The following is a 21,638-nucleotide window of genomic DNA, read 5'->3' as shown; positions in this document are numbered from 1 at the left end:
TCTCTTTGGTTGGCCAGAGTAGTATTAAATATTGCTAAATTTTCCTTAAAATACCTTTAACAAACCCCAAGGATTAAAATGTGTCAAACCGCGCGTTCTGTCCAACAGGAATTGAATTTTCGCCAAGATGCGCATCGATTAACCCTCGTGGCCATTGGACCTCAACAACCGCCCCGACATGTTTCCCCAGATGGCCAGTTTCATCGACACCATTCGCAAAGCGCAAGGTAGCACCCGAGCGCTCAAGCAGTGTTTTGGCGATGAAAAGGCCTAGGCCCATGCCCTCATATTCGGGGCGGCTTTTGTTCTTTTTCCGCCGTTTGCGATTCCCCATAAACGGATCCCCTAATCGACCAAGAAGCTGATGCGGAAAACCTCTTCCGTCATCCAGAATGCGAACGGTAATCACCTTTTCGGTCCAGCGTATTTCAACCCATACGGTTGTTTTTGCAAAATCAACGGCGTTCTGGATAAGGTTGCGCAGACCATGAATGATTTCCGGCATGCGTAAGATTGAGGGTTGGGAAGAGGTCGGGCCGTCGGTTCCGGTTAGATTCACCAGCACTTCTTTCCCGCGGTCAATGTGCGGCTCTGCGGCGCTTTCTACAATGGTAACCAACGGTGCTTGCCGCATATGAAGGTCGTCTTTTCCTGCGCGTCCCATGTCGCGCAGGATGTCTCGGCAGCGGTCAGTTTGTTGGGCGATCAATTCGGCATCCTCGCGCAGATCGGGTTGACTGGCCAGCTCTTGCACCAATTCGCCACTTGCCAGTTTAATGGTTGCCAGAGGCGTGCCTAATTCATGCGCCGCAGCGGCGATCACCCCGCCAAGGTCTGTCAGTTTTTGTTCCCGCGCCAAGGCCATCTGCGTAGCAGAAAGCGCGTCTGACATGGAGTGGATTTCGGTCGTTACCCGCCGCGAATAAGCTGTTGTAAAGATTACAGCGATAATCAAAGCAATCCATTGCCCAAAGATAAACAGTTGGGGCAATTCCAAAATCTCGCCTGACATAGTTTGCAGAGGGATGTTGTAAAAGGCTAACCCCGTCACGGTCACAATCGCAACGGCACATAGCAACAGAGTGGAACGTAGGCTGAGGGCTGTGGCCGATATCGTCACAGGTCCGAGAAGGAGCAGTGAAAACGGATTGCTCAAGCCGCCAGTGAGGAACAATAGAAAGCTGAGCTGAAGGAAGTCGAACAGGATCATTGCCAGGTTTTGACGTTCTGAAAGGCGTTTGTTTTCCGGAAACAGGAACGTGGCAACGAGGTTTCCAATGACGGACACGCCAATCGCAAAATAGCACCACCCAAGCTCTAGCTTTAGTCCGAACAGGTTCGGGGCAACATAAACCGCAACGAGCTGCCCAATGATCGCAACCCAGCGCAACAAAATCATCGTACGCAAGCGAACCCAGTTGGCTCTTTTTCGCTCACCCAAGGGGCGGATTGTTGACTGCGGCATCTAAGCGCTCCACTGAAATGTGACTTGCATTGTATGCGCCCTAGCGTAGGTCTGTCGCAAGTTACCAGCAAGGTGCGCGTTTTGGCGCACAAAAGGAGAATGAATGAACCGCATCGCCGCAATTGTAGCAGTAATTGTCGCCGCCGTTAGCCTGTTAGCGATGGTGTTTTTCTCGCGCGGTGATGGTGATGACCAGTTTGCGGCATGTGGTGCCAGCGCCGTAGCGGGTGATCTGGGCGGGCCTTTTACGTTGGTGAACAAAAATGGTGATACAGTTACCAGTGAAGAAGTGATTACCGAACCGACATTGATTTATTTCGGTTATACTTTTTGCCCTGATGTTTGCCCGCTGGACGTGGACCGCAACGCATCTGCGATAGAAATTCTCGAAGAGCGTGGCCAGATGGTGACGCCAGTGTTCATCACAATCGACCCTGCGCGCGATGACCCCGAAAGCGTGGGGGATTTTGCAGAGGCGATGCATCCTCGTATGATTGGCCTGACAGGCAGTGACGAACAAGTTGCCGCCGCGAGCAAAGCCTACCGCACCTATTACAAAGCGCACCCGCCTGAAGACGGTGAATACATCGTTGATCACTCGACTTTCAGCTATCTGGTAACACCCGAACACGGGTTTGTTGAGTTCTTCCGCCGCGAGCTGACGCCAGAGCAACTGGCGGATAAGATCGGCTGTTTTGTCGATCGCATTTGACGACACCCACCGTGACGCCATATCCTGTGTCAAAATGTAGCGCATGATTAGAATAAGGCCCCTCCATGTCACAAGAACAACTGATCGACCTCGGACCGGATAAAACCTTATTGCTAATGGACGATGATGAGCCGTTTCTACGGCGTTTGGCCAAGGCAATGGAAAAGCGCGGCTTTGAAGTTGAAACAGCTGAATCCGTTGCGGCAGGCAAGGCAATCGCGACCGCGCGGCCACCTGCTTATGCCGTTTGTGACCTGCGTCTTGAAGATGGTAATGGTTTGGATGTTGTCGAAGTTTTGCGTGAAAAACGCCCCGACACCAAAGTGGTCGTTCTCACGGGGTATGGTGCCATTGCGACAGCCGTTGCAGCCGTGAAAATCGGGGCAATCGATTACCTATCCAAGCCAGCGGATGCGACTGACATCACAAACGCCCTGCTTGCAAAGGGCGAAGAACTGCCGCCGCCGCCAGAAAACCCGATGAGCGCGGATCGCGTGCGTTGGGAGCATATTCAGCGCGTTTATGAATTGTGTGATCGCAACGTCTCTGAAACGGCGCGCCGATTGAACATGCACCGCCGGACGTTGCAGCGTATTTTGGCCAAACGCAGCCCCCGCTAAATATCATAGCGTTTTAGCCGTTTCGTGACCAACGTGCCGTCGGCCAGTTCATAGTTTTCGATGATGCCGTAATCGCGGAACCCGCGGCTTTGGTAATAGGTCAGGCCACCTTCGTTATCTGCGCGGATATTGGCGCGGATCCAGACGTATCCGATTTCCTCTGCGGCCTTTGCCGTTGCTGTAAACAGGGCCGATCCGATCCCCAGCCCTGTCTGACCCACCTGAACAAATGTCGCGATCTCGGCTGCTTCGGGGGGCAATTGTTCGCTGGGTACAAACCACTGAAAGCCGACAACCTTTTCGTTGTCATCTAGGGCGACATGCCACGCGGATAGTTCGGGCGAAAATGTCATCCATTCGGCAATGTCGTCGCCTGTCACAGGGCGAACAATGGCAGTCGTGCCACCAATTTTGATAATCTCATTCAACAGATCTGCCATCGAATTAGTATCAAGGCGCATGGCCTTTCGAACGGTAATCATGGCATTTGTTCCAATAGTTCAGCGTGGCGTTTGGTGAAATCGGCGCGAACCTCAACAGGAGGGCGCAAGGCGATCTTTAACCCTTCTTTCAGGGTAGGATCGGGTTTGCCGAAAATCCGATCTGCTTCGGATACTTCAAATCCGGCAATTTGCACGGCTTCCATCCATGCGCTGACGCGGTCGGCCTTTTTGATTTGCTTTTTGATCGACGGAGGTACCTTTGCAGGCAGGCCAAACCGAATATGCACTGCCGCCTCGAGCCGTTCGTCCAAAACGCCATACCCCGGACCAACCGCGGCTTTCACCGGCGAAATCATATCCCCAATGACATATTCAGGCGCATCATGCAGCAACGCGGCCAGCCGCCATTTGGTTGGTGCGTTAGGCGCAATGCGGCCAAAAATCGTTTCAACCAGCAGCGAATGTTCGGCAACCGAATAGGCAAAGTCACCTTTCGTTTGGCCATTCCAGCGCGCAACAAAAGCCAGCCCATGGGCGATGTCTTCGATTTCAATGTCCACGGGTGTGGGATCCAGCAGGTCCAGCCGTCTACCCGATAACATGCGCTGCCATGCGCGGGGTTGTTGGGCCATATGAAGCATCCTTGGTTTTGGGTGGTTGATAGGATTTGGATAAACACCGCGCGGCTGCATGTCACGGTTGAATTCAACGCGACTGTGATGCCCGCCGTATGGCGGCGTAGATTGCGGAACAGCTTGCGCGATGTTATGCGCATCGCAACTGGATATGAAGGAGCGCCACGCATGGCCAATGACTATATCGTAAAAGACATCGCCCTTGCGGAATTTGGCCGCAAAGAGCTGGATATTGCCGAAACCGAAATGCCGGGTCTGATGTCCCTGCGCGCCGAATACGGCGAAAGCAAACCCTTGAGCGGTGCGCGCATCGTGGGGTCCTTGCACATGACCATCCAAACGGCGGTTCTGATTGAAACGCTGGTGGCGTTGGGCGCGGATGTGCGCTGGGCCTCGTGCAATATCTTTTCCACACAAGACCACGCTGCGGCGGCGATTGCGGCGGGCGGCACGCCTGTTTTTGCAATCAAAGGCCAGTCTTTGGAAGAACATTGGGACTATTTGGATAAATCCTTCATGTTCCCCGAAGGCCCAAACCTGATCTTGGACGATGGCGGCGATGCGACCCTCTATATCCTGATGGGTGCCCGTGTTGAAAATGGCGAAACAGACCTGATCGAGGTCCCTACCTCGGAAGAAGAAGTCGCCGTATTCGCGCAGATCAAGAAACGTCTGGCCGCATCTCCTGGTTGGTTCACCAAAATGCGTGAACAAATCGTTGGTGTCTCTGAGGAGACAACCACAGGCGTGCACCGTCTCTATGATCTGTTCAAAAACGATCAGCTGCCTTTCCCAGCAATCAACGTGAACGACAGTGTGACGAAGTCGAAGTTCGACAATAAATACGGCTGCAAGGAATCCCTTGTGGATGGCATCCGCCGCGCCACTGACACGATGATGGCCGGTAAAGTTGCGGTTGTTTTGGGCTACGGCGATGTTGGCAAAGGCTGTGCCGCCTCCCTTCAGGGGGCGGGTGCACGTGTGAAAGTCACCGAAGTAGATCCGATCTGCGCCTTGCAGGCCGCGATGGACGGGTTCGAAGTTGTGCTGATGGAAGACGTGGTCAGCTCGGCCGATATTTTCATCACCACCACTGGCAACAAAGACGTCATTCGTATCGAACACATGCGTGAAATGAAAGATATGGCGATTGTTGGTAACATCGGCCACTTTGACAACGAAATTCAGGTTGCCGCGCTGAAAAACCACAAATGGACGAACATCAAAGAACAGGTCGATATGATCGAGATGCCTTCGGGTAGCCGTCTGATCCTTCTGTCTGAAGGGCGCCTGCTGAACCTTGGTAACGCAACGGGCCACCCGTCCTTTGTGATGTCTGCCTCCTTCACGAACCAAGTTCTGGCCCAGATTGAACTTTGGACCCGTGGTGAGCATTACAAAAACGAAGTCTACATTCTGCCGAAACATCTGGACGAAAAAGTCGCGCGCCTGCATCTGGACCGGATCGGCGTGAAGCTTTCGACGTTGAACGCTGAACAGGCCGCCTATATCGGCGTCACGCCAGAAGGCCCGTTCAAACCTGAGCACTACCGCTACTAAATGCGGCGCCTCAGGTGAGCGATCCACATCCATATAAGCGCCGTCCAGCCATCCACTGGGCGGCGCTTTTTTGTTTTATCTTTGGCGGCATGGCGCTGGGCGTTTGGCAAGCAATGGTGCACCCTGATACGCCGCTTTCTTCGGCTTGGAACCCGATGCGGCCCTTGGATGTAAAGGATCCGATGACCAGCATTACCAACTGGAAATTACAACGGGCCTTGGCGGATGATACCATGTGCCTTGCCGCATTGCAGACGGGTGCAGTGGCGAAAATAAAACCTGATTATGTTGAAAATGATCGCTGTGGAATTTCGCCTCAGGTGTCATTGTCAGAGGCTGGCGAAGCGCGGCTAAAGCCAGTGAACACGCGCTGCCAAACCGCCTTGCGATTGGCCATGTGGAGCCACCATAGCCTAGAACCTTTAGCGGCAGAAATATTCGGGCAAGGCTTGTCAGAGATCACCCATTTTTCCAGCTATTCCTGCCGCGAGATGCGGACCTCATCCGGCAGTACCGGACGGATGAGCAGCCATGCCACCGCAGACTCGATCGATATTAGTGGTTTTGTTCTAGAGGATGGCACAAGGCTAAGTCTGCTCAAGGATTGGAACGGCGAGTTGAAAAAGGCGGCGTTTCTAAGGGAGGCAAACGCCACTGCCTGTACGTGGTTTCGACTAACGTTAGGGCCAAATTATAACAGGCTTCATGCGGATCATTTTCACCTTCAACACACGGGTTTTGGCCTCTGCCGATAGCCATGGGGAAAAGCGCCTGCAAAATTTCCTTTCATGGAGTGGTATTTTCGGACTAGGGTTTCACCGAAGGTTAGCAAAAAGTGCTATTACCGTCCAAAATGGGAGACTACCGAATGGGCAAGCGGGATGAGTGGATCGCGAAATACGCGGACGATTTGAAAAACAAATGCGGCATGGAGCCAGATATGGACCTGCTGACCAAAGTGACCATCGGTTGTGGTCCGTCGATCTATAACGCTGATGCGTCCACAGTAGCTGGTAGCCAAGAATCCGAACTGGAAACAGTTAAGAACAACTTCCTTATCAAAAAGCTGGGCCTGCCCGATGGTCCAAACCTGATGGAAGCGATCAACAAGGTTATCGAAGTATACGGCAAATCCGAGCGCAACAAATATCGCGCCGTTGTCTATTACATGCTGACAAAGCACTTTGGAAAAGAATCCATTTACGGCTAAGTTTCCAAGTGAACTGGTTTGATGAAACGCCTGCTAGCAATAGCAGGCGTTTCGCATTTGAAACGAATCCAACATATTGATTTCTTGCGATAATTGAGATGCTGAGATAGTAATGATTTATCGGCCAGTACGGCCAGAACAGATTTCGAATACGTGTGTGGGAATTGGGAGCACACGGGGTGAGAAAGGGTTCTGGCAACGTGCCAGAGCCCTTTTTTTCTTGGGTAGGCAGGTCTTTCAAAATAGTGAAAGCACCAGGCCCATAACGCTACAGCCGATCACTGCGTATCCACCGTCAATCAGTGTCAGCTGAAAGGGTCGTCCGCCATAGGCGTTGTTGATCATGATCCATGGGCTAATGAAAAACAGGCCAACCCCCAGACCTGTCACCAGACCTTTTCCAACGGTATCAATTCCAGACAGGGCAAACATGTGCCGCATCATGCCCGCAACCAAAAGCATGGCAAAACCCGCCATGATATAGGGGGCTGGGGAATCTCCCTCGGGGCGTCCATCGGCACCCTTTTTAATATTGGCGGCTGCCATCCATTGTTCGGCAAGCGCCATGTACCATGCGGCACCCACAGCAAATCCTGCGACAGCGGCAATAATGACTGCTAAAAAACCCATGTGTCCTACTCCCAAAAATTTGAGAGAGCAGTTTGCGGGAAAGTGCCGTAAAAATCTACGGTTTGGTTTTTCCCATGTCGCACACGAGGTTCCATTCATCCTGCGTGACGGGCTGGACCGACAGGCGAGAGCTGCGCACCAGCGCCATGTCGGCAAGGCGCTCTTCTGCTTTGATCATTTCGAGTGTGACGGGCTGCGTAAAAGGGCGTACCGCTTTGATATCCACACATTCCCAACGTTCATCGTCGGTTGTGCTGTCGGGGTGGGCGGCGGCGCACACCTCTACAATGCCCACAACCGATTTTTCCTTTTGGGAGTGATAAAAGAAACCCAAATCACCCACCGCCATGTCACGCATAAAGTTGCGTGCCTGATAGTTTCGCACGCCGTCCCATTCCTCGCCAACGTCCCCTTTGGCGACTTGGTCGTCCCAGCTCCAGGTTGAGGGTTCGGATTTGAACAGCCAGAATGCCATCAGCCGATCACCTTTTTCCACTCGGTTAGCTCGACGCTTTGGAAAAGGCCTGCTTTTGCGTAGGGGTCGTTTTCGGCCCAGTTTTCTGCGGCCGCCATGTCTGGCACATCCAGAACGATCATCGAACCGCACATGCCACCCTCGGCATCCACCAACGGACCGGCAAGATGTACGTGATCGGTGCTTTTGAGGTACTCTACATGGGCAGGGCGGTTTTCCATCCGCACGTTTAGCGCACCGGCTTTGTCTTTGGCCATCAAACAAACAAGCATATCATTCTTCCTTTAGGGGTCTGTTCAGCAGGCTATTAACTGCTGCTTTTACATCTAACGATTTATCCAACAGGCCAGCAACGGCCATTGTGATGGGCATTTCCAGCCCAGCGTCTTTTGCCACCTTGGCAACGGCATGCGCTGTTGCGGCGCCCTCGGTTGTGGTGCTGGGGTCAAATGCCTCTCCTCGGCCCAAGCTAAGGCCAAGGCAGTAATTCCGTGATCCTTCAGAGGTACAGGTGAGGGTAAGGTCTCCGAACCCAGACAGGCCAGCCAGCGTTTCGGGATCAGCTCCACGATAGGCCGCCATGCGCTGCATTTCTGCGTAACCGCGCGTCATCAAAGCGGCGCGTGCGCTTTCGCCCATACCAGCACCCATTGCCGTGCCGCAGGCGATCGCGACGACATTCTTTAACGCGCCGCCCAGTTCGGCACCGATTGTATCTGTGGTGCGGTAAAGACGAAGTGACGGAGTCGTCAACGCCTCTTGCAACATTTTGGCCACGTTATCTTTCGCGGCTGCGATGGTTAATGCGGTGGGCAGGCCACGGGCGATGTCCGCCGCAAAACTGGGGCCAGTTAGGATCGCAGCTTGGGCGTTTGGCACTTCTTGGGTGATGATCTGGATGGGGCCAACACCAGTGCTCAGCTCGACACCTTTGCAGCAGGCGACGAGGGCTTTGCCAGACAACAGGTTTGCGTTGTCAGCTAGAAATCCACGGAGTTGTTGCATCGGAACAGCCAGCAGGATGATGTCTGCTTTTGCTGCTTCATCCAGGTCTGGGGTTACTGTTAGCTGATCGGGAAATCGGCAATCAGGAAGCCGTCTGGTATTTTCCCTTTTGCTTTGCATATCACCCGCATCGCGCGCCCAAAGGGTAATGGCCCCTTGGCCAGCCAAGGCGATGGCAAGGGCTGTCCCAAATGCACCCGCACCTAAAACACTGACGCTCATGCTTTTGCCCCTTTTTTGCCGCTGCCCAACATAGAAGGCGACGTCTGATCCAATGGCCATCTTGGTCGCGCAGAAAGCGCCATACCGTCTGGTTCACGTGATGCCATCTGCTCTAACGCGGCATAGGCGATCATCGCTGCGTTATCCGTACACAGCGCAAGCGGGGGCGCAACAAAGGCCGCATCAATTTCTTGTGCGACAGTTTCCAAAGCGCCGCGAATGGCCATATTCGCAGCCACACCGCCAGCCACGCAAATGCTTCGCACGTCAGCAAGCGGCGCATATTCCGCCAAGGCACGGCGTGTTTTTTCAGCAAGAACATCAACAACCGCAGCCTGAAAACCTGCAGCCAAATCTGCCTGATCTTGGGCTGCCATTGCGCCATCAACAAGCAGGCTGTCACGTTGGCGCAAGACAGCTGTCTTTAAGCCGGAAAATGACATGTCGCATCCCGCGCGGTCCAATAGTGGGCGGGGCAATTTGAAACGTTTGGGATCACCCGCTTTTGCGCGCTGTTCTATCGACGGACCACCGGGTTGGGGTAATGCGATCAGGCGGGCGACTTTGTCGAACGCCTCGCCGGGGGCATCATCAATTGTACCGCCTAGTCGCTTAAACGCATCAGGGCCGGATACGATCAAGAACTGGCAGTGGCCGCCAGAAACCAACAGCATGAGATAGGGAAAGGTGACATGGTCAGTCAGGCGCGGCGTAAGCGCATGACCTGCTAAATGGTTCACACCATACAGAGGGAGGCCACGGGCCAGCGCAATGCCCTTGGCGCACATCACGCCCGAGACCACTCCGCCGATCAATCCTGGACCAGCCGTGACTGCAACAGCATCGATATCACCCAACCCCAGATCAGCTTCGTCCAAGGCCTGCTTTACGCAGTGATCCAGCTTTTCGGCATGGGCACGTGCTGCAATTTCGGGGACGACACCGCCGAAATTAGCGTGCAACGCAGTTTGGCCCATCACAACAGACGACAGGACTTTTGCGTCGCCAGCCTGTCCACGCAAAACCGCAGCTGCGGTGTCATCGCAACTGCTTTCAATACCAAGGATCGTCATTGCGGTCATAAGAGAGTAGTTTCCGTTGCGAATGAGATACTGGGCAGGTAACACTCTAGCGCTCGGCAAACAATCCTGAGAGCATAACGGCCTATGGTACTGCCTAAACTGATCCTGACCAGACCGCGCGCTGACGCCGAAGCTTTTGCTGCCGCGTTGGACCCCGCAGCGATAGGGGCCGTTGAACTGGTTATTGCGCCCTTGTTGGAGATCGGAGCAACCAATGAACCATGTTCCATTTCACCGGATGAGGCAGCAATCTTTACTTCGGCAAACGGTGTTCGATTTGCGCCAAAAGGGCAGGGTAGGACCGCGTATTGTGTTGGCGAAAGAACAACACGATGTGCCATGGATCATGGTTGGAAGGCAAAACAGGTCGGGGTAACCGCGAAAGATTTGATTCAAAATTTATGCAATCAGCCCCCAGAGCAAAATTTGGTGCATTTAGCTGGCGTTCATACACGCGGGGAAGTCGCCCAGAGCCTTACAGCCGCAGGTATCCGCACGCGCTATGTGGCGATCTATGACCAAATTGCTTTGGATTTGCCTCAGGATGCGCTGGTTGCGCTATCATCCCCCTGCATCTTGCCAGTCTTCTCGCCGAGGACGGCAAAGATATTGGTGGGCCAAGCAAAAGGGCGGTTTGAAAATGCGCATATTGTCGCGCTAAGCGAGGCCGTAGCAGCGCCATTTAGCGGGGAAAACCCATTAGAGATGCTCATAATGTCAACGCCCCAAGCAGTATATATCCGTAAAGAGGTCGAAAACCTTTGCAAGGCACTTTCCCGACCTTGAGGGGCTTGAAGATGCCAGATAAGGTTGCAAAGCTGGCGTAGTTTTGCCAGCAAGAATCGAAAAGGTATATGTCGTGGCGTCATCCAAGAAATCCAGCCCTTCAAAGAGAAAATCGACGAAGAGCAAGGCAGAGGAAACCAAGATCGAAGACGCTGTAATCGTCGAAGAAGAAACACCCATTGATACATCTTCAACAGAAGAGAGCGATCAGGTGGAAGCGGCACCGGAAGACGTAATCGCGGATGCTGCTGCAAGTGATGATACGGTCAAAGATGTGGTCGAGGATGCCGAGGCCACAGTTGAACAGATTTCCGAAGCTGTTGAAGCTCCCGTTCAAGAACCAGCGCCAGTAGTTGCCCCTGTAGAGCAAAAACAAGGCGGCCGGTTTTTCCCTCTGGTTCTGGGCGGTGTAATTGCTGGCGGGCTGGGGTTCATGGCCGCCGAGATGGATATCTTTGGCAACGGCGATGCTGACATTACCACCAAGTTGCGCAGTGATCTGAACGCGCAGCAAGAACGCCTTGCCGCTTTGGAAGAGGTGGAAATCCCTGAAATCGATTTTTCACCAATTGAAGCGCAGCTGAGCGACGTTGAAAAGCGGATCGCAGCCTTGGAAGAACGTCCGGCAATTGTTGTGCCTGATGGCGTGGATGCTGACGCGGCTGCTGCATATGCAGCTGAACTAGAGACGCTTAAATCATCTGTTGAAACTCAGCGCGGTGAAATCGAAGCACTGCTCAACAATGCCAAAACAGTTGAGCAAGCCACAGCTGATGCTGCGCGGGAAGCGAATGCGCAGGCCGCGATTACAAAAATCGTTTCTGCCATCGACTCAGGCCAACCATTTGCCGAAGAGCTGGCGGCATTGCAGGAATTGGATCTGGGTGAGATTGATCCGGCATTGGACGCTGCTGCATCCGAGGGTGTTGCGACGCTCAGCGCTCTTCAATCTGAATTCCCCGATCAGGCGCGCGCAGCGCTTGCTGTTGCGCGGGCATCCAATGTCGGGGATGGCCAGCAAGGATTGGGTGGTTTCCTAAAACGCTCGCTTGGGGCGCGTTCCATCGCGCCGCGTGAGGGGGATGATCCTGATGCGGTTCTTTCGCGTGCAGAGGCCGCAATAAAGAACGGTGATCTTGTCGCCACATTGACTGAACTTGATACCCTGCCCGAAGAAGCGCTGGCTGCTATTGCAGATTGGCGCGGACAGGCTGATGCGCGTGTTGCCGCGCGTTCGGCTGCAGATGCTTTGGCACAACGCCTGACGGCAGACTAAGGAATACATTATGCTCTGGTCCCTATTCAAAATCATCCTTTTCGTTGGCGTTGTTGGCGCCCTTGCATGGGGTGCTGGTTTTCTTCTTGAGGCAGAAGGTGGTTTGCAAATTCGCGCCTTTGGACAAGAGTTAAACCCTGGCCCATTGGAATCTGTATTGCTGTTGGTGTTGCTGGTTTTTGCGGTTTGGGTTCTGCTCAAACTTCTGGCGCTGCTGTTCGCATTTGTGAAATTCCTCAACGGTGATGAGACGGCGATTTCGCGCTATTTTGACCGCAACCGCGAACGCAAAGGGTTTAACGCCCTGTCCGAAGGTTTGATGGCACTTGCCAGCGGCGAAGGTAGTGTGGCGCTAGCCAAAGCAGCCAAAGCCGACAAATATCTGAACAAACCAGAGCTAACGAACCTGCTGACCGCACAAGCCGCCGAAATGGCAGGCGATACACGCAAAGCCGAAGAAACCTATCGCAAGCTGGTGGAAAACGAACAAACGCGTTTTGTTGGTGTCCGTGGTATCATGAAACAAAAGCTGGCAGCGGGTGATGATGAAACCGCTTTGCAACTGGCTGAAAAAGCATTTGCGATTAAGCCAAAGCACCAAGACACCGGAGACGTTCTGCTGCGCCTTCAGGCTGAAAAAGAAGATTGGGTTGGCGCGCGCAAAACGCTCAGCACAAAACTTCGCAATGGCCAGATCCCGCGCGATCTTCATAAACGCCGCGATGCTGTTTTGGCTTTGTCTGCTGCTCAGGATATTTTGGCGGATGATAGTTCGATCGAAAAGCGTGAGACCGCGATTGAAGCGAACCGCCTGTCGCCTGATCTGATTCCAGCGGCTGTTTTGGCTGCGCAGGGTTATATCACACAAGGCAAGCCGCGTTATGCTACACGTGTTTTGAAAAAGGCATGGGAGGCTTGCCCCCATCCTGATTTGGCGGCTGCTTTTGCCGCGATTGCGCCAGATGAAACGCCGACTGCGCGGATCAAACGTTTTGCTGCGTTGACAAAGGTACAGTCGGATCACCCCGAAACCAAAATGCTGCTGGCCGAACTGAATATCGCAAACGAAGATTTCCCCGCTGCACGTCGTGCCTTGGGTGATTTGGTTGAAACCGATCCGGATGCCCGTTCCGTCACATTGATGGCAGCGATCGAGCGCGGAGAAGGGGCATCAGATTCCGTCGTAAAAGGCTGGCTGGCGCGGGCCATCGTTGTGCCGCGTGGGCCACAATGGGTTTGCAGCAACTGCCAGCAGATCCATAACGAATGGAAGCCGATTTGCGATAACTGTTCCAGCTTTGATACGTTGGAATGGAAGCGCCCACCTCATTCCGAAGTGGCTTCTCCCACGGGGACACAGATGTTGCCACTGATCGTTGGCGCGCTCGAAGATAACTCGGATGTAGAAAATGTCGCAGTGTCCGAAGAAGACGTGACGATCCAAGACGCTGAGATTATAGAAGCAGAAGCGACATCTGAAGATAGTGAAGAAAAGGACGCAAAGTAACCGATAGCTTTCGGTTACGCCGTCCTGAATAGGGGCGCATAATGTCTGATACATTCCAAATCCGTGTTGAAAACATGACGTGCGGCGGTTGCGCCGCGCGCGCCCAAAAGGCGCTGGATAGCGTTGAAGGTATCGAAGATGCCGCCGTAAATTTTGCAGATGAATCGGCACAGTTTACCGCCACCACCGCCAAATCCCTAAAAGCAGCTTTTACCGCCCTAGAAAAAGCTGGCTATCCTGGTGCCTTGAAGGAAGACGAGGACGCAGCAGCGCGCCGCGAAGCCAAGGAAAACGATGTTGTTGCACTGCGCTGGGCAACTCTGCTTGCGGCTGCTTTGGCTTTGCCTGTGTTCATTCTGGAAATGGGCAGCCACCTGTTTCCTGCTATGCACCACGCGATTCATAACAGCATCGGCACCGAAACCTCGTGGCAGCTTCAATCCGTTTTGACTGCTGTTTTACTGCTTGGCCCTGGGTTCAGGTTTTTCCGCCGTGGCATTCCCGCGCTGTTCCGTGGCGCGCCGGATATGAACAGCCTTGTTGCGTTGGGAACGGGTGCGGCGTTCCTATACTCGGCTTTTGTTTTGGCCGCGCCCGAGCTGCTGCCCGAACAATCACGGGCAGTCTATTTTGAATCCGCCTGTGTGATCGTTGTGTTGATCCTGTTGGGCCGCTGGCTGGAGGCCCGTGCAAAGACACGCACAGGGGCAGCCATTGAACGGCTAATCGGCCTGCGCCCTGATCTGGTGCGCGTTGAGGTGGATGGCAATTGGGAGGAGCGCCCTTTGGCTGATCTGGCGGCTGGCCAACGGTTTATGGTGCGCGCAGGTGAACGGATCGCCGCTGACGGAGAGGTGGTCGAAGGCACCAGCGATGTGGATCAAAGCATGCTCACGGGTGAACCGATGCCCGTCACCAAAGGCGTTGGGGACATCGTTACCGGCGGCACAGTTAACGCCGAAGGCACATTGATCTGCCGTGCGACAGCCACGGGTAGCGATACTAAATTGGCGCAAATCATCCAGTTGGTTGAAACGGCGCAGGCGACCCGCCTCCCGATCCAAGCGTTGGTGGACCGTATTACCTTGTGGTTTGTTCCGGCAGTGTTGGTCGCTGCGGTTCTGACCATGGTGATCTGGGGGCTACTGGGCCCAGAACCTAAACTGCCCTTTATGTTGGTTGTGGGGGTGTCCGTTCTGATCATTGCATGTCCTTGCGCAATGGGATTGGCCACGCCGACGTCCATTATGATCGGCACAGGCCGCGCAGCCGAGCTGGGCGTGCTGTTTCGGACAGGGAATGCGTTGCAGCATTTGCAAAACGCGACGTTGGTTGCCTTTGACAAAACGGGTACTTTGACCGAAGGCCATCCAACATTGGTGCAAATTTTGCCCGCTAAAGAGGCCGACAAAAACACGGCCCTTTCCCGGATTGCAGCGGTTGAAATGTCCTCTCAGCATCCAGCAGCAAAAGCTATGATCGAGGCGGCTGAGGGATTGGATATTCCAACGACAAAAGATGCGATTGCCGTTCCCGGCCATGGGGTGAAAGGCAAAATCGAAGATGTTGAAATTTGCGTAGGGAAATACAGCTGGCTTGTTGAAATGGGGGTAGACCTGTCAGAATTCGCGCAACCTCGTGCAGAGGCGCTGGCAAAAGGTCAGACTGTTTTCTTTGCATCTCAGGGTGGTGATCCGTTGGCCATGCTTGCGGTCGCCGACACGGTCAAGCCTAGCGCGAAGGCTGCAATCTCAACGCTCAAACAACGTGGGCTGAGGGTCGCGCTGATTAGTGGGGATGGCAAAGAAGCGGTAGAGCATCTTGCTGATGAGTTAGGGATTGAAACGACAATCTCTGACGTTTTACCCGAAGGAAAAATTCAGGCGCTGGATAGTTTGCGCAAGGATGGGGATGTAGTGGCATTCGTTGGCGATGGGATCAACGATGCTCCCGCCTTGGCGCATGCTGATATCGGCGTTGCCGTTGGTACTGGTACAGATATCGCGATGGATGCTGCCGATGTTGTCTTGATGGCTGGTGACCCGACGGCCGTTGCTGTTGCGGTGAATGCTTCGCAGAAAACCATGCTAAATATCAGGCAAAATCTGGCATGGGCGTTTGGGTATAATGTTGCGCTTATTCCGGTGGCGGCTGGTCTGCTATACCCGCTGTTTGGTCTCTTGCTGTCACCAGGGTTGGCGGCCGCGGCTATGGGGCTTTCGTCTCTCTTTGTGCTTAGCAATGCGTTGCGGCTGCGCAAGATGGCGTTCTAGTAGCCTGACCCTTTAAGGCCTCAGCATTTCTACTTCGCGGGCCATATCATCGGCAAGCTGAACCAGCTCGTCCTGTTTTGTGCCTTGATGGATCTCTAGGCGCAGCGCGGTCAGGTTGGCCTGATAACGCCGTGCTAGCCGCATGGTATCGGCGTTGTCTGGCAGCTCTCCTTTACCAAGAGCAGCGTGAAAGACTTTGCCGAACTCTTCCCTCATTTCCCGCATGTATTGGCGGGTCTGATCGGCCAGCACATTGTCCGTTGACCTCGTGTCGACGAGGGTCTTGGTTAGCATGCAGGCTTGTTTTGCTGCATCATCATCGTCAAGCGCAGGAAAGGCCCGCAGGTGGTCTGCAAGGATTTGCAGGGGTGAGAGCGCGTTTTCCGCCTGTTTGCGAAACCCGTTGCGGGATTTCATAAAATACCGCTCCAAAGCCAAAAGGTAGAGGTTTTCCTTGCTTTTGAACGCGGCATAAATGCTACCTGGTTTCATCGCCAAAGCGGTCTCAAGATCCTTGAGAGATGTCGCATGGTACCCTTTGGTCCAGAAAACCGACAATGCAGCATCAAGCGACTTTTCGCGGTCATAAGGGGCAGCGCGTGACATTTTCCTAAGCGTCCGTTTTTGCCAGCTGGTTCAGGATGCTTGTATAGTTTTCGACCCCTTGCGCGCCCGTTACCAAATGCTGTCGGTCAAATACCACAGCAGGCACACCCTGAATCCCCTGTTGAACCCAAAAGTTCTCAATGTCGCGCACGTTTTTGGCAAATCGCTGATCGCTCAGCACGGCAAGGGCTTCGTCGCGGTCCAGACCAATCTCGCCAGCGATATCAGCTAGAACAGCATTGTCAGAAAGGTCACGCCGATTGGTGAAATGGGCGGTAAATAGCGCCATTTTTAAATCGTGTTTGCGGTCCTGATCTTCGGCCCAATGTAGCAGCTGGTGCGTGTTGAAAGTGTTGTGCATCCGAAATCCGTCTTGGAACCCGAATTCGAATCCCAGTTGGTCGCCCAAATCGGTCATCTGTTTACGGTTGGCTTTAGATTGCTCTGGGGTAGCGCCATATTTCTCGGCGATATGTTCAACCCCGTCTTGCCCTTCGGGGGGCATGTTTGGGTTTAACTCAAACGGATGCCAATGAACCTCATGCTCTACGCTGGTTGCGTCTAATGCTTTGGCCAATTGGCGATAACCAATAATACACCAAGGGCACATGACATCAGAGATGATGTCGATCCGTAGCGGAGAGTCAGACGTATTCATATCGTTTTCCTTTAGGCGTTGGCCCCACAGAATCTGCGGGGCCAGTTTGGTCTAGATCAGGCCTTTTCCCAAGCGAACTTTTGGAACACTTGGTCAACCGGAGTTTTGGCAAAATGGTTTACATAGTTTGACATGATCTTTTGGCTATATCCCAAGATGATCTCAAGGATGTTTTTATTGGTAAATCCCGCGTCTAGGAACGCCTGAACGTCGGCTTCTGGAACGTTGCCGCGCTCACGTACCATCAGAAGGGTGAATGTGCGCAGCGCCTCGAGGCGGGGTGTTGGCAGAGGGGTTTCGTTGCGCAGTGCTTCGGTGATTGCGTCATCAACCTTCATCATCTTGGCGATGCCAGTATGGGCCGGAACACAGTAGTGGCATTCGTTTTCAACATTGATGGTCTGCCAAACGACTGTCAGCTCGTCTTTGTCCAATGTGCTTGCCATAAACAGGCGGTGGGCCTCTTGATAGGCTTCCAGCAAGTTTGGCGCTTCGGCCATAACGCCGTGCAGGCCGGGTACGCGCCCGTTGGCTGCGAATGATTTTTCGACAAGCGGTTTCGAGGCTTCTGGTGCGGATTCTCGAGTGTGGATTGTGAAGGTGGTCATGGGCATTTCCTTTAAGTGTATGACAAGTGCCTCGTTTGGCACGAGGTTGCATGCAGATTGTATCGCTCTATTTGAGTGATTGCTCAATAGTATAATTTGAGTGATCACTCAACTGTGAGGAAACCATGGAAAAAACCGTATCCCCAAAAACGGAAAAACCGCGCAGGGGGTGATGAAACCCTCTGCGCGGCCAAATTTAGAACGAGCTGTTGTTAACCGTCAGAAATCGAGGTTTTCAACATTCAGCGCGTTTTGCTGTATAAATTCACGGCGCGGTTCAACAACGTCACCCATTAGCTTGGTGAACAGGTCATCGGCTTCGGCCATGTCCTCTACTTTTACCTGCAGCAAAGTGCGCGCGTCTGGATCAAGCGTGGTTTCCCACAGCTGATCTGGGTTCATTTCGCCCAAACCTTTGTAGCGTTGAAGGGATAGACCCTTTTCACCTTCGGTCAGGATCGCGGTCAGCAGGTCCATCGGGCCGTGGATGACCTGATTGCGGTCCTTACGGACCAGCGTAGCAGGCAGTTTATAGACATCTTGCAAATGCTCGGTGAAGGTGCCGGATTTGCGCGCTTCGCCACCGCGAAGCATTTTGCCATCCAGCGTGCGAACTTCTTCGACGCCGCGTAGAATACGGGCCAAGCGGATGCCGTGATCTTGGGTGATGCGACCCTGCCAACCTTGCTCATACTCAAGCGCGATCAGGTTAAGGCGCGCGGCGACCTTGTCGGCAACGCCTTGCAGGTCGCTATCAACGGCACCTGGTACAAAGGCGCCAGCGATGGCAGCTTGTTCCAGAATGTGTCGTGGATAATGGGTTGGGAAAGCTTCCAATACACGGCGCATCTGACGCGCCAATTCGACAACGCGGGCCAGATCCTGACCGCTGATTTCTTCGCCGTTCCCCTGACGCAGCATTGCACCATCGATCCCTTGTTGGATCAGGTAGTCATCCATCGCAGCCTGATCCTTCAGGTACACTTCGGATTTCCCGCGCGACACCTTATAGAGAGGCGGCTGGGCGATATAGAGGTGACCGTTCTCAATCAGCTCGGGCATCTGACGATAGAAGAAGGTCAGCAGTAGCGTCCGAATGTGCGCACCATCCACGTCAGCATCGGTCATGATGACGATCTTGTGGTAGCGCAGCTTGTCGATGTTGAATTCGTCACGGCCGATGCCCGTGCCGAGCGCCATAACAAGGTTGCCGATTTCCTGAGAGCCCAGCATCCGGTCAAACCGCGCGCGCTCAACGTTCAGAATTTTACCTTTTAGCGGCAGGATCGCCTGTGTCTGGCGGTCACGACCCGTTTGCGCAGAACCACCAGCCGAGTCACCCTCCACGAGGAAGACTTCGGTTTTTGATGGGTCTTTTTCAGAGCAGTCTTTCAACTTACCCGCGAGGAAGTTCACATCCATCGCTGTTTTGCGCCGCGTCAGGTCACGCGCCTTGCGGGCGGCCTCGCGGGCGTGGGCGGCTTCGATGATCTTGCTGACAACGATCTTGGCTTCATTGGGGTTTTCTTCAAACCACTCCGCCAGCTTTTCACCAACCAAGCTTTCAACAGCGGGGCGCACTTCGGAGCTCACCAATTTGTCTTTGGTTTGAGAGCTGAATTTAGGATCAGGCACTTTTACCGACAGAACACAGGTCAAACCTTCGCGGGCATCATCACCTGTAAAGGAAACCTTTTCCTTTTTCGCGATGCCAGAGCTTTGCGCGTAGTTGTTGATGGTCCGCGTCAGCGCGCCACGGAAACCCGCCATGTGAGTACCGCCATCGCGCTGTGGGATATTGTTGGTAAAGGGCAGGACGTTTTCATGATAGCTATCGTTCCACCACATCGCGACTTCGACGCCGATGTCGTCCTTTTCACCGGTGACAAAGATCGGTTCAGGCATGACTGATGCTTTGTTGCGGTCCAGATATTTTACAAATTCTTTGACGCCGCCATCATAGAACAGCGTGGTTTCCAACGCCTCAGATGGGCGTTCGTCACGCAGAATGATTTTTACACCCGAGTTCAGGAACGCCAATTCGCGCAGCCGCTTTTCCAAGGTCTCGAATGAATAATCGAGGTTTGAGAACGTATCCGTTGCGGCAAGGAAACGAACCTCGGTACCGGTGCGATCAGTTTCACCCAGCACTTTCAGGTGTTCGGTCGTGTAACCGCCTTCAAACCGTGCGATGTGTTCTTTGCCCTCACGCCATACGCGCAGCTCCAGCCAGTCGCTCAGCGCGTTCACAACGGAAACGCCAACACCGTGCAGACCACCAGAAACCTTGTAAGAGTTGCTATCGAACTTACCGCCAGCGTGCAGCTGGGTCATGATAACTTCGGCGGCGGAAACGCCTTCTTCTTCGTGGATGCCAACGGGAATACCACGGCCGTTATCCGATACCGAAACCGAGTTATCATCGTGGATTGTGACGGCGACGTGGTCCGCATGACCTGCCAAAGCTTCATCAATGCCGTTATCAACAACTTCATACACCATGTGGTGCAGACCAGAACCATCATCGGTATCACCGATATACATTCCTGGGCGCTTGCGAACAGCTTCCAAGCCCTTGAGAACTTTGATGGAATTGGCGCCGTATTCTTCTGGTGTTTGCTCTGTCTCGGACATTCGTGTCATCCTGTTATTCAATCCCCAAAATATACCTTTTCCTTGGGGGGTTGTCACGCGAATGACACAAGATTTTGTGGCTGTTTAAGAGTTCGGCCCAGAGGCTGGCGAAACACTGGAAACCCCATCAGTTTCGCCCACCAAAAGAGATTGCGCACGATCACCCATCGCCTCAAATAACCCGTCTTCTGTGCCCGTCATCCACGCCTGCGCTCCAAGCGCGACGATCTCGTCATATAGGGCGGCGCGGCGGCTTGCGTCTAGATGGGCGGCGACCTCGTCCAATAGCAACAAGGGCGGAGCACCAAAGTCTTTCGCCAAGGCGCGCGCGTTAGCGAGGATCAAAGAAACCAACAGCGCCTTTTGCTCACCGGTGGAGCAATCCCGTGCAGGAATGCCCTTGGCCGTATACTCGGCAAAGAGGTCAGCACGGTGTGGTCCGATCAAGGTCCGCCCAGCAGCCAAATCGCGCATTCGGTTATCGGCAAGAGCGCTTCGCATTTCTTCCACATCGGTTGGCATCTCACATTCCAACGCGAGGGTGGCAGAGGGAAATGCGGTTTCTGCGGCTTGCTGAGCCTGTGAAAGAGCCTGCAACGCATGAAGGCGGTTCTGATGTATCGCCACAGCCGTTTCCGCCATACGCGCCTCTAGCGCCGAATACCAAGAGGGTTCGCGCACCATATCTTTTAACAAACGGTTCCGCTCTCGCATGGCCTTTTCATAAGCCAGTGAGATTTCCGCGTGGTCTGGCAGAAAGCTGAGCGTCATTCGATCTAAAAACCGCCGCCTACCCTCGGCGCCTTCGATCCACAAACGGTCCATTGAGGGGATCAGCCATAATACGCGGGCGATTTTACCAAGGGCAGTTTGAGGCGTAGGCTTGCCATCTATCTTGACTTGCCGCGCCGCTCCTTTTTCCGAGATGATCTCGATCTCGTTGATACCAATTGGCCCATGGAGAAGCGCCGAAATCTTCCACCCTAAAACTTCTGGGCGACGGGTCATGTCCTCGGCGCTGGCGCGGCGCAGCCCCCTGCCAGGAGACAGGAGGGAAATAGCTTCGAGAATATTGGTTTTGCCTGCGCCGTTATTGCCGTGGATCGCAACGGGCCGCGCATCAGTTTCAATCACCGCCCGCTTGTGCGAACGGAAATGAGATAGGGTAAGGTTTGAAAGATAAAGTCCCGCCATCAGCTGGGGCTTTCTAGGTCGGAATTCCTAAAAATTC

Annotated in this window: 22 protein-coding genes; 9 read left to right on the top strand and 13 right to left on the bottom strand. The window is 53.8% G+C overall.

Going from position 1 to position 21,638, the window contains the following annotated elements; translation table 11 throughout:
• Positions 1-73 precede the first annotated feature (73 nt).
• Positions 74-1,465, bottom strand: coding sequence for a sensor histidine kinase RegB (gene regB / locus Z948_RS0107785; protein WP_025059003.1), 1,392 nt, complete (start codon positions 1,463-1,465; stop codon positions 74-76).
• Positions 1,466-1,568: 103 nt separating this feature from the next.
• On the opposite strand from regB, the gene Z948_RS0107780 reads away from it, so the two are divergent.
• Positions 1,569-2,177, top strand: a complete 609-nt coding sequence (locus tag Z948_RS0107780; protein ID WP_025059002.1) for an SCO family protein — start codon at positions 1,569-1,571, stop codon at positions 2,175-2,177.
• Between the two features lie 65 nt (positions 2,178-2,242).
• Positions 2,243-2,797 carry an ActR/PrrA/RegA family redox response regulator transcription factor gene (locus Z948_RS0107775; protein WP_025059001.1) on the top strand — a complete coding sequence of 185 codons (555 nt, stop codon included), beginning with the start codon at positions 2,243-2,245 and terminating at the stop codon, positions 2,795-2,797.
• On the opposite strand, the gene Z948_RS0107770 is transcribed toward Z948_RS0107775, so the two are convergent.
• Complete coding sequence (locus tag Z948_RS0107770; protein WP_025059000.1) at positions 2,794-3,279, bottom strand: GNAT family N-acetyltransferase; 486 nt, start codon at positions 3,277-3,279, stop codon at positions 2,794-2,796. The genes Z948_RS0107775 and Z948_RS0107770 overlap by 4 nt on opposite strands.
• Positions 3,276-3,872 carry an HD domain-containing protein gene (locus tag Z948_RS0107765; protein ID WP_025058999.1) on the bottom strand — a complete coding sequence of 199 codons (597 nt, stop codon included), beginning with the start codon at positions 3,870-3,872 and terminating at the stop codon, positions 3,276-3,278. The genes Z948_RS0107770 and Z948_RS0107765 overlap by 4 nt, the downstream gene beginning before the upstream one ends.
• Positions 3,873-4,043: 171 nt before the next feature.
• On the opposite strand from Z948_RS0107765, the gene ahcY reads away from it, so the two are divergent.
• From ahcY to Z948_RS0107750, 3 genes are all read left to right on the top strand, one after another.
• The gene (gene ahcY, locus Z948_RS0107760; RefSeq protein ID WP_025058998.1) at positions 4,044-5,435 is read left to right on the top strand and encodes an adenosylhomocysteinase; all 1,392 of its coding nucleotides are present in this window, start codon (positions 4,044-4,046) and stop codon (positions 5,433-5,435) included.
• A 14-nt stretch (positions 5,436-5,449) separates the two neighbouring features.
• Entirely contained in the window at positions 5,450-6,190 is a 741-nt protein-coding gene (locus tag Z948_RS0107755; RefSeq protein WP_025058997.1) for an extensin-like domain-containing protein, read from the top strand.
• Positions 6,191-6,303: 113 nt separating this feature from the next.
• Positions 6,304-6,645 (top strand): DUF2853 family protein, encoded by a 342-nt coding sequence (locus tag Z948_RS0107750; RefSeq protein WP_025058996.1) that lies wholly within the window; start codon positions 6,304-6,306, stop codon positions 6,643-6,645.
• A 237-nt stretch (positions 6,646-6,882) separates the two neighbouring features.
• Here Z948_RS0107750 and Z948_RS0107745 read toward each other — a convergent pair whose 3' ends face one another.
• From Z948_RS0107745 to tsaD, 5 genes are read right to left on the bottom strand one after another with little or no spacing between them, the layout of a single operon-like run.
• Positions 6,883-7,275 (bottom strand): DUF1761 domain-containing protein, encoded by a 393-nt coding sequence (locus Z948_RS0107745; RefSeq protein WP_025058995.1) that lies wholly within the window; start codon positions 7,273-7,275, stop codon positions 6,883-6,885.
• A gap of 55 nt (positions 7,276-7,330) precedes the next feature.
• Positions 7,331-7,750, bottom strand: a complete 420-nt coding sequence (locus Z948_RS0107740; RefSeq protein WP_025058994.1) for an EVE domain-containing protein — start codon at positions 7,748-7,750, stop codon at positions 7,331-7,333.
• On the bottom strand, positions 7,750-8,022 hold the full coding sequence (locus Z948_RS0107735; protein WP_025058993.1) for a YciI family protein: 273 nt from the start codon (positions 8,020-8,022) through the stop codon (positions 7,750-7,752). Before Z948_RS0107735 ends, Z948_RS0107740 begins: the two co-directional genes overlap by 1 nt.
• 1 nt (position 8,023) lies before the next feature.
• The gene (locus Z948_RS0107730) at positions 8,024-8,977 is read right to left on the bottom strand and encodes an NAD(P)H-dependent glycerol-3-phosphate dehydrogenase (protein WP_025058992.1); all 954 of its coding nucleotides are present in this window, start codon (positions 8,975-8,977) and stop codon (positions 8,024-8,026) included.
• Positions 8,974-10,050: a tRNA (adenosine(37)-N6)-threonylcarbamoyltransferase complex transferase subunit TsaD gene (gene tsaD, locus Z948_RS0107725; RefSeq protein ID WP_081784091.1), complete on the bottom strand. Its 1,077-nt coding sequence runs from the start codon at positions 10,048-10,050 to the stop codon at positions 8,974-8,976. Before tsaD ends, Z948_RS0107730 begins: the two co-directional genes overlap by 4 nt.
• A gap of 93 nt (positions 10,051-10,143) precedes the next feature.
• On the opposite strand from tsaD, the gene Z948_RS17935 reads away from it, so the two are divergent.
• From Z948_RS17935 to Z948_RS0107705, 4 genes are all read left to right on the top strand, one after another.
• Positions 10,144-10,845 (top strand): uroporphyrinogen-III synthase, encoded by a 702-nt coding sequence (locus Z948_RS17935; protein ID WP_052033041.1) that lies wholly within the window; start codon positions 10,144-10,146, stop codon positions 10,843-10,845.
• A 73-nt stretch (positions 10,846-10,918) separates the two neighbouring features.
• Positions 10,919-12,121 carry a COG4223 family protein gene (locus Z948_RS17930; protein WP_025058989.1) on the top strand — a complete coding sequence of 401 codons (1,203 nt, stop codon included), beginning with the start codon at positions 10,919-10,921 and terminating at the stop codon, positions 12,119-12,121.
• Between the two features lie 10 nt (positions 12,122-12,131).
• On the top strand, positions 12,132-13,628 hold the full coding sequence (locus Z948_RS0107710; protein ID WP_025058988.1) for a heme biosynthesis protein HemY: 1,497 nt from the start codon (positions 12,132-12,134) through the stop codon (positions 13,626-13,628).
• A gap of 41 nt (positions 13,629-13,669) precedes the next feature.
• On the top strand, positions 13,670-15,901 hold the full coding sequence (locus Z948_RS0107705) for a heavy metal translocating P-type ATPase (protein WP_025058987.1): 2,232 nt from the start codon (positions 13,670-13,672) through the stop codon (positions 15,899-15,901).
• Between the two features lie 12 nt (positions 15,902-15,913).
• On the opposite strand, the gene Z948_RS0107700 is transcribed toward Z948_RS0107705, so the two are convergent.
• From Z948_RS0107700 to recF, 5 genes are all read right to left on the bottom strand, one after another.
• Positions 15,914-16,507 carry a TetR/AcrR family transcriptional regulator gene (locus tag Z948_RS0107700; RefSeq protein WP_025058986.1) on the bottom strand — a complete coding sequence of 198 codons (594 nt, stop codon included), beginning with the start codon at positions 16,505-16,507 and terminating at the stop codon, positions 15,914-15,916.
• A 4-nt stretch (positions 16,508-16,511) separates the two neighbouring features.
• Positions 16,512-17,165 carry a DsbA family oxidoreductase gene (locus Z948_RS0107695; protein ID WP_025058985.1) on the bottom strand — a complete coding sequence of 218 codons (654 nt, stop codon included), beginning with the start codon at positions 17,163-17,165 and terminating at the stop codon, positions 16,512-16,514.
• Positions 17,166-17,221: 56 nt separating this feature from the next.
• A complete protein-coding gene (locus tag Z948_RS0107690) occupies positions 17,222-17,773 on the bottom strand; it encodes a carboxymuconolactone decarboxylase family protein (RefSeq protein WP_025058984.1) in 552 nt (183 codons plus the stop codon).
• A gap of 219 nt (positions 17,774-17,992) precedes the next feature.
• Positions 17,993-20,407: a DNA topoisomerase (ATP-hydrolyzing) subunit B gene (gene gyrB / locus Z948_RS0107685; protein ID WP_025058983.1), complete on the bottom strand. Its 2,415-nt coding sequence runs from the start codon at positions 20,405-20,407 to the stop codon at positions 17,993-17,995.
• A gap of 84 nt (positions 20,408-20,491) precedes the next feature.
• Positions 20,492-21,601 carry a DNA replication/repair protein RecF gene (recF, locus tag Z948_RS0107680; RefSeq protein WP_025058982.1) on the bottom strand — a complete coding sequence of 370 codons (1,110 nt, stop codon included), beginning with the start codon at positions 21,599-21,601 and terminating at the stop codon, positions 20,492-20,494.
• Between the last annotated feature and the right edge of the window lie 37 nt (positions 21,602-21,638).

This window comes from Sulfitobacter donghicola DSW-25 = KCTC 12864 = JCM 14565, from assembly GCF_000622405.1.
Classification (GTDB): domain Bacteria; phylum Pseudomonadota; class Alphaproteobacteria; order Rhodobacterales; family Rhodobacteraceae; genus Sulfitobacter; species Sulfitobacter donghicola.
Note: the sequence above shows the minus strand (reverse complement) of the source record. Positions and strands in the feature narration are given on the sequence as shown.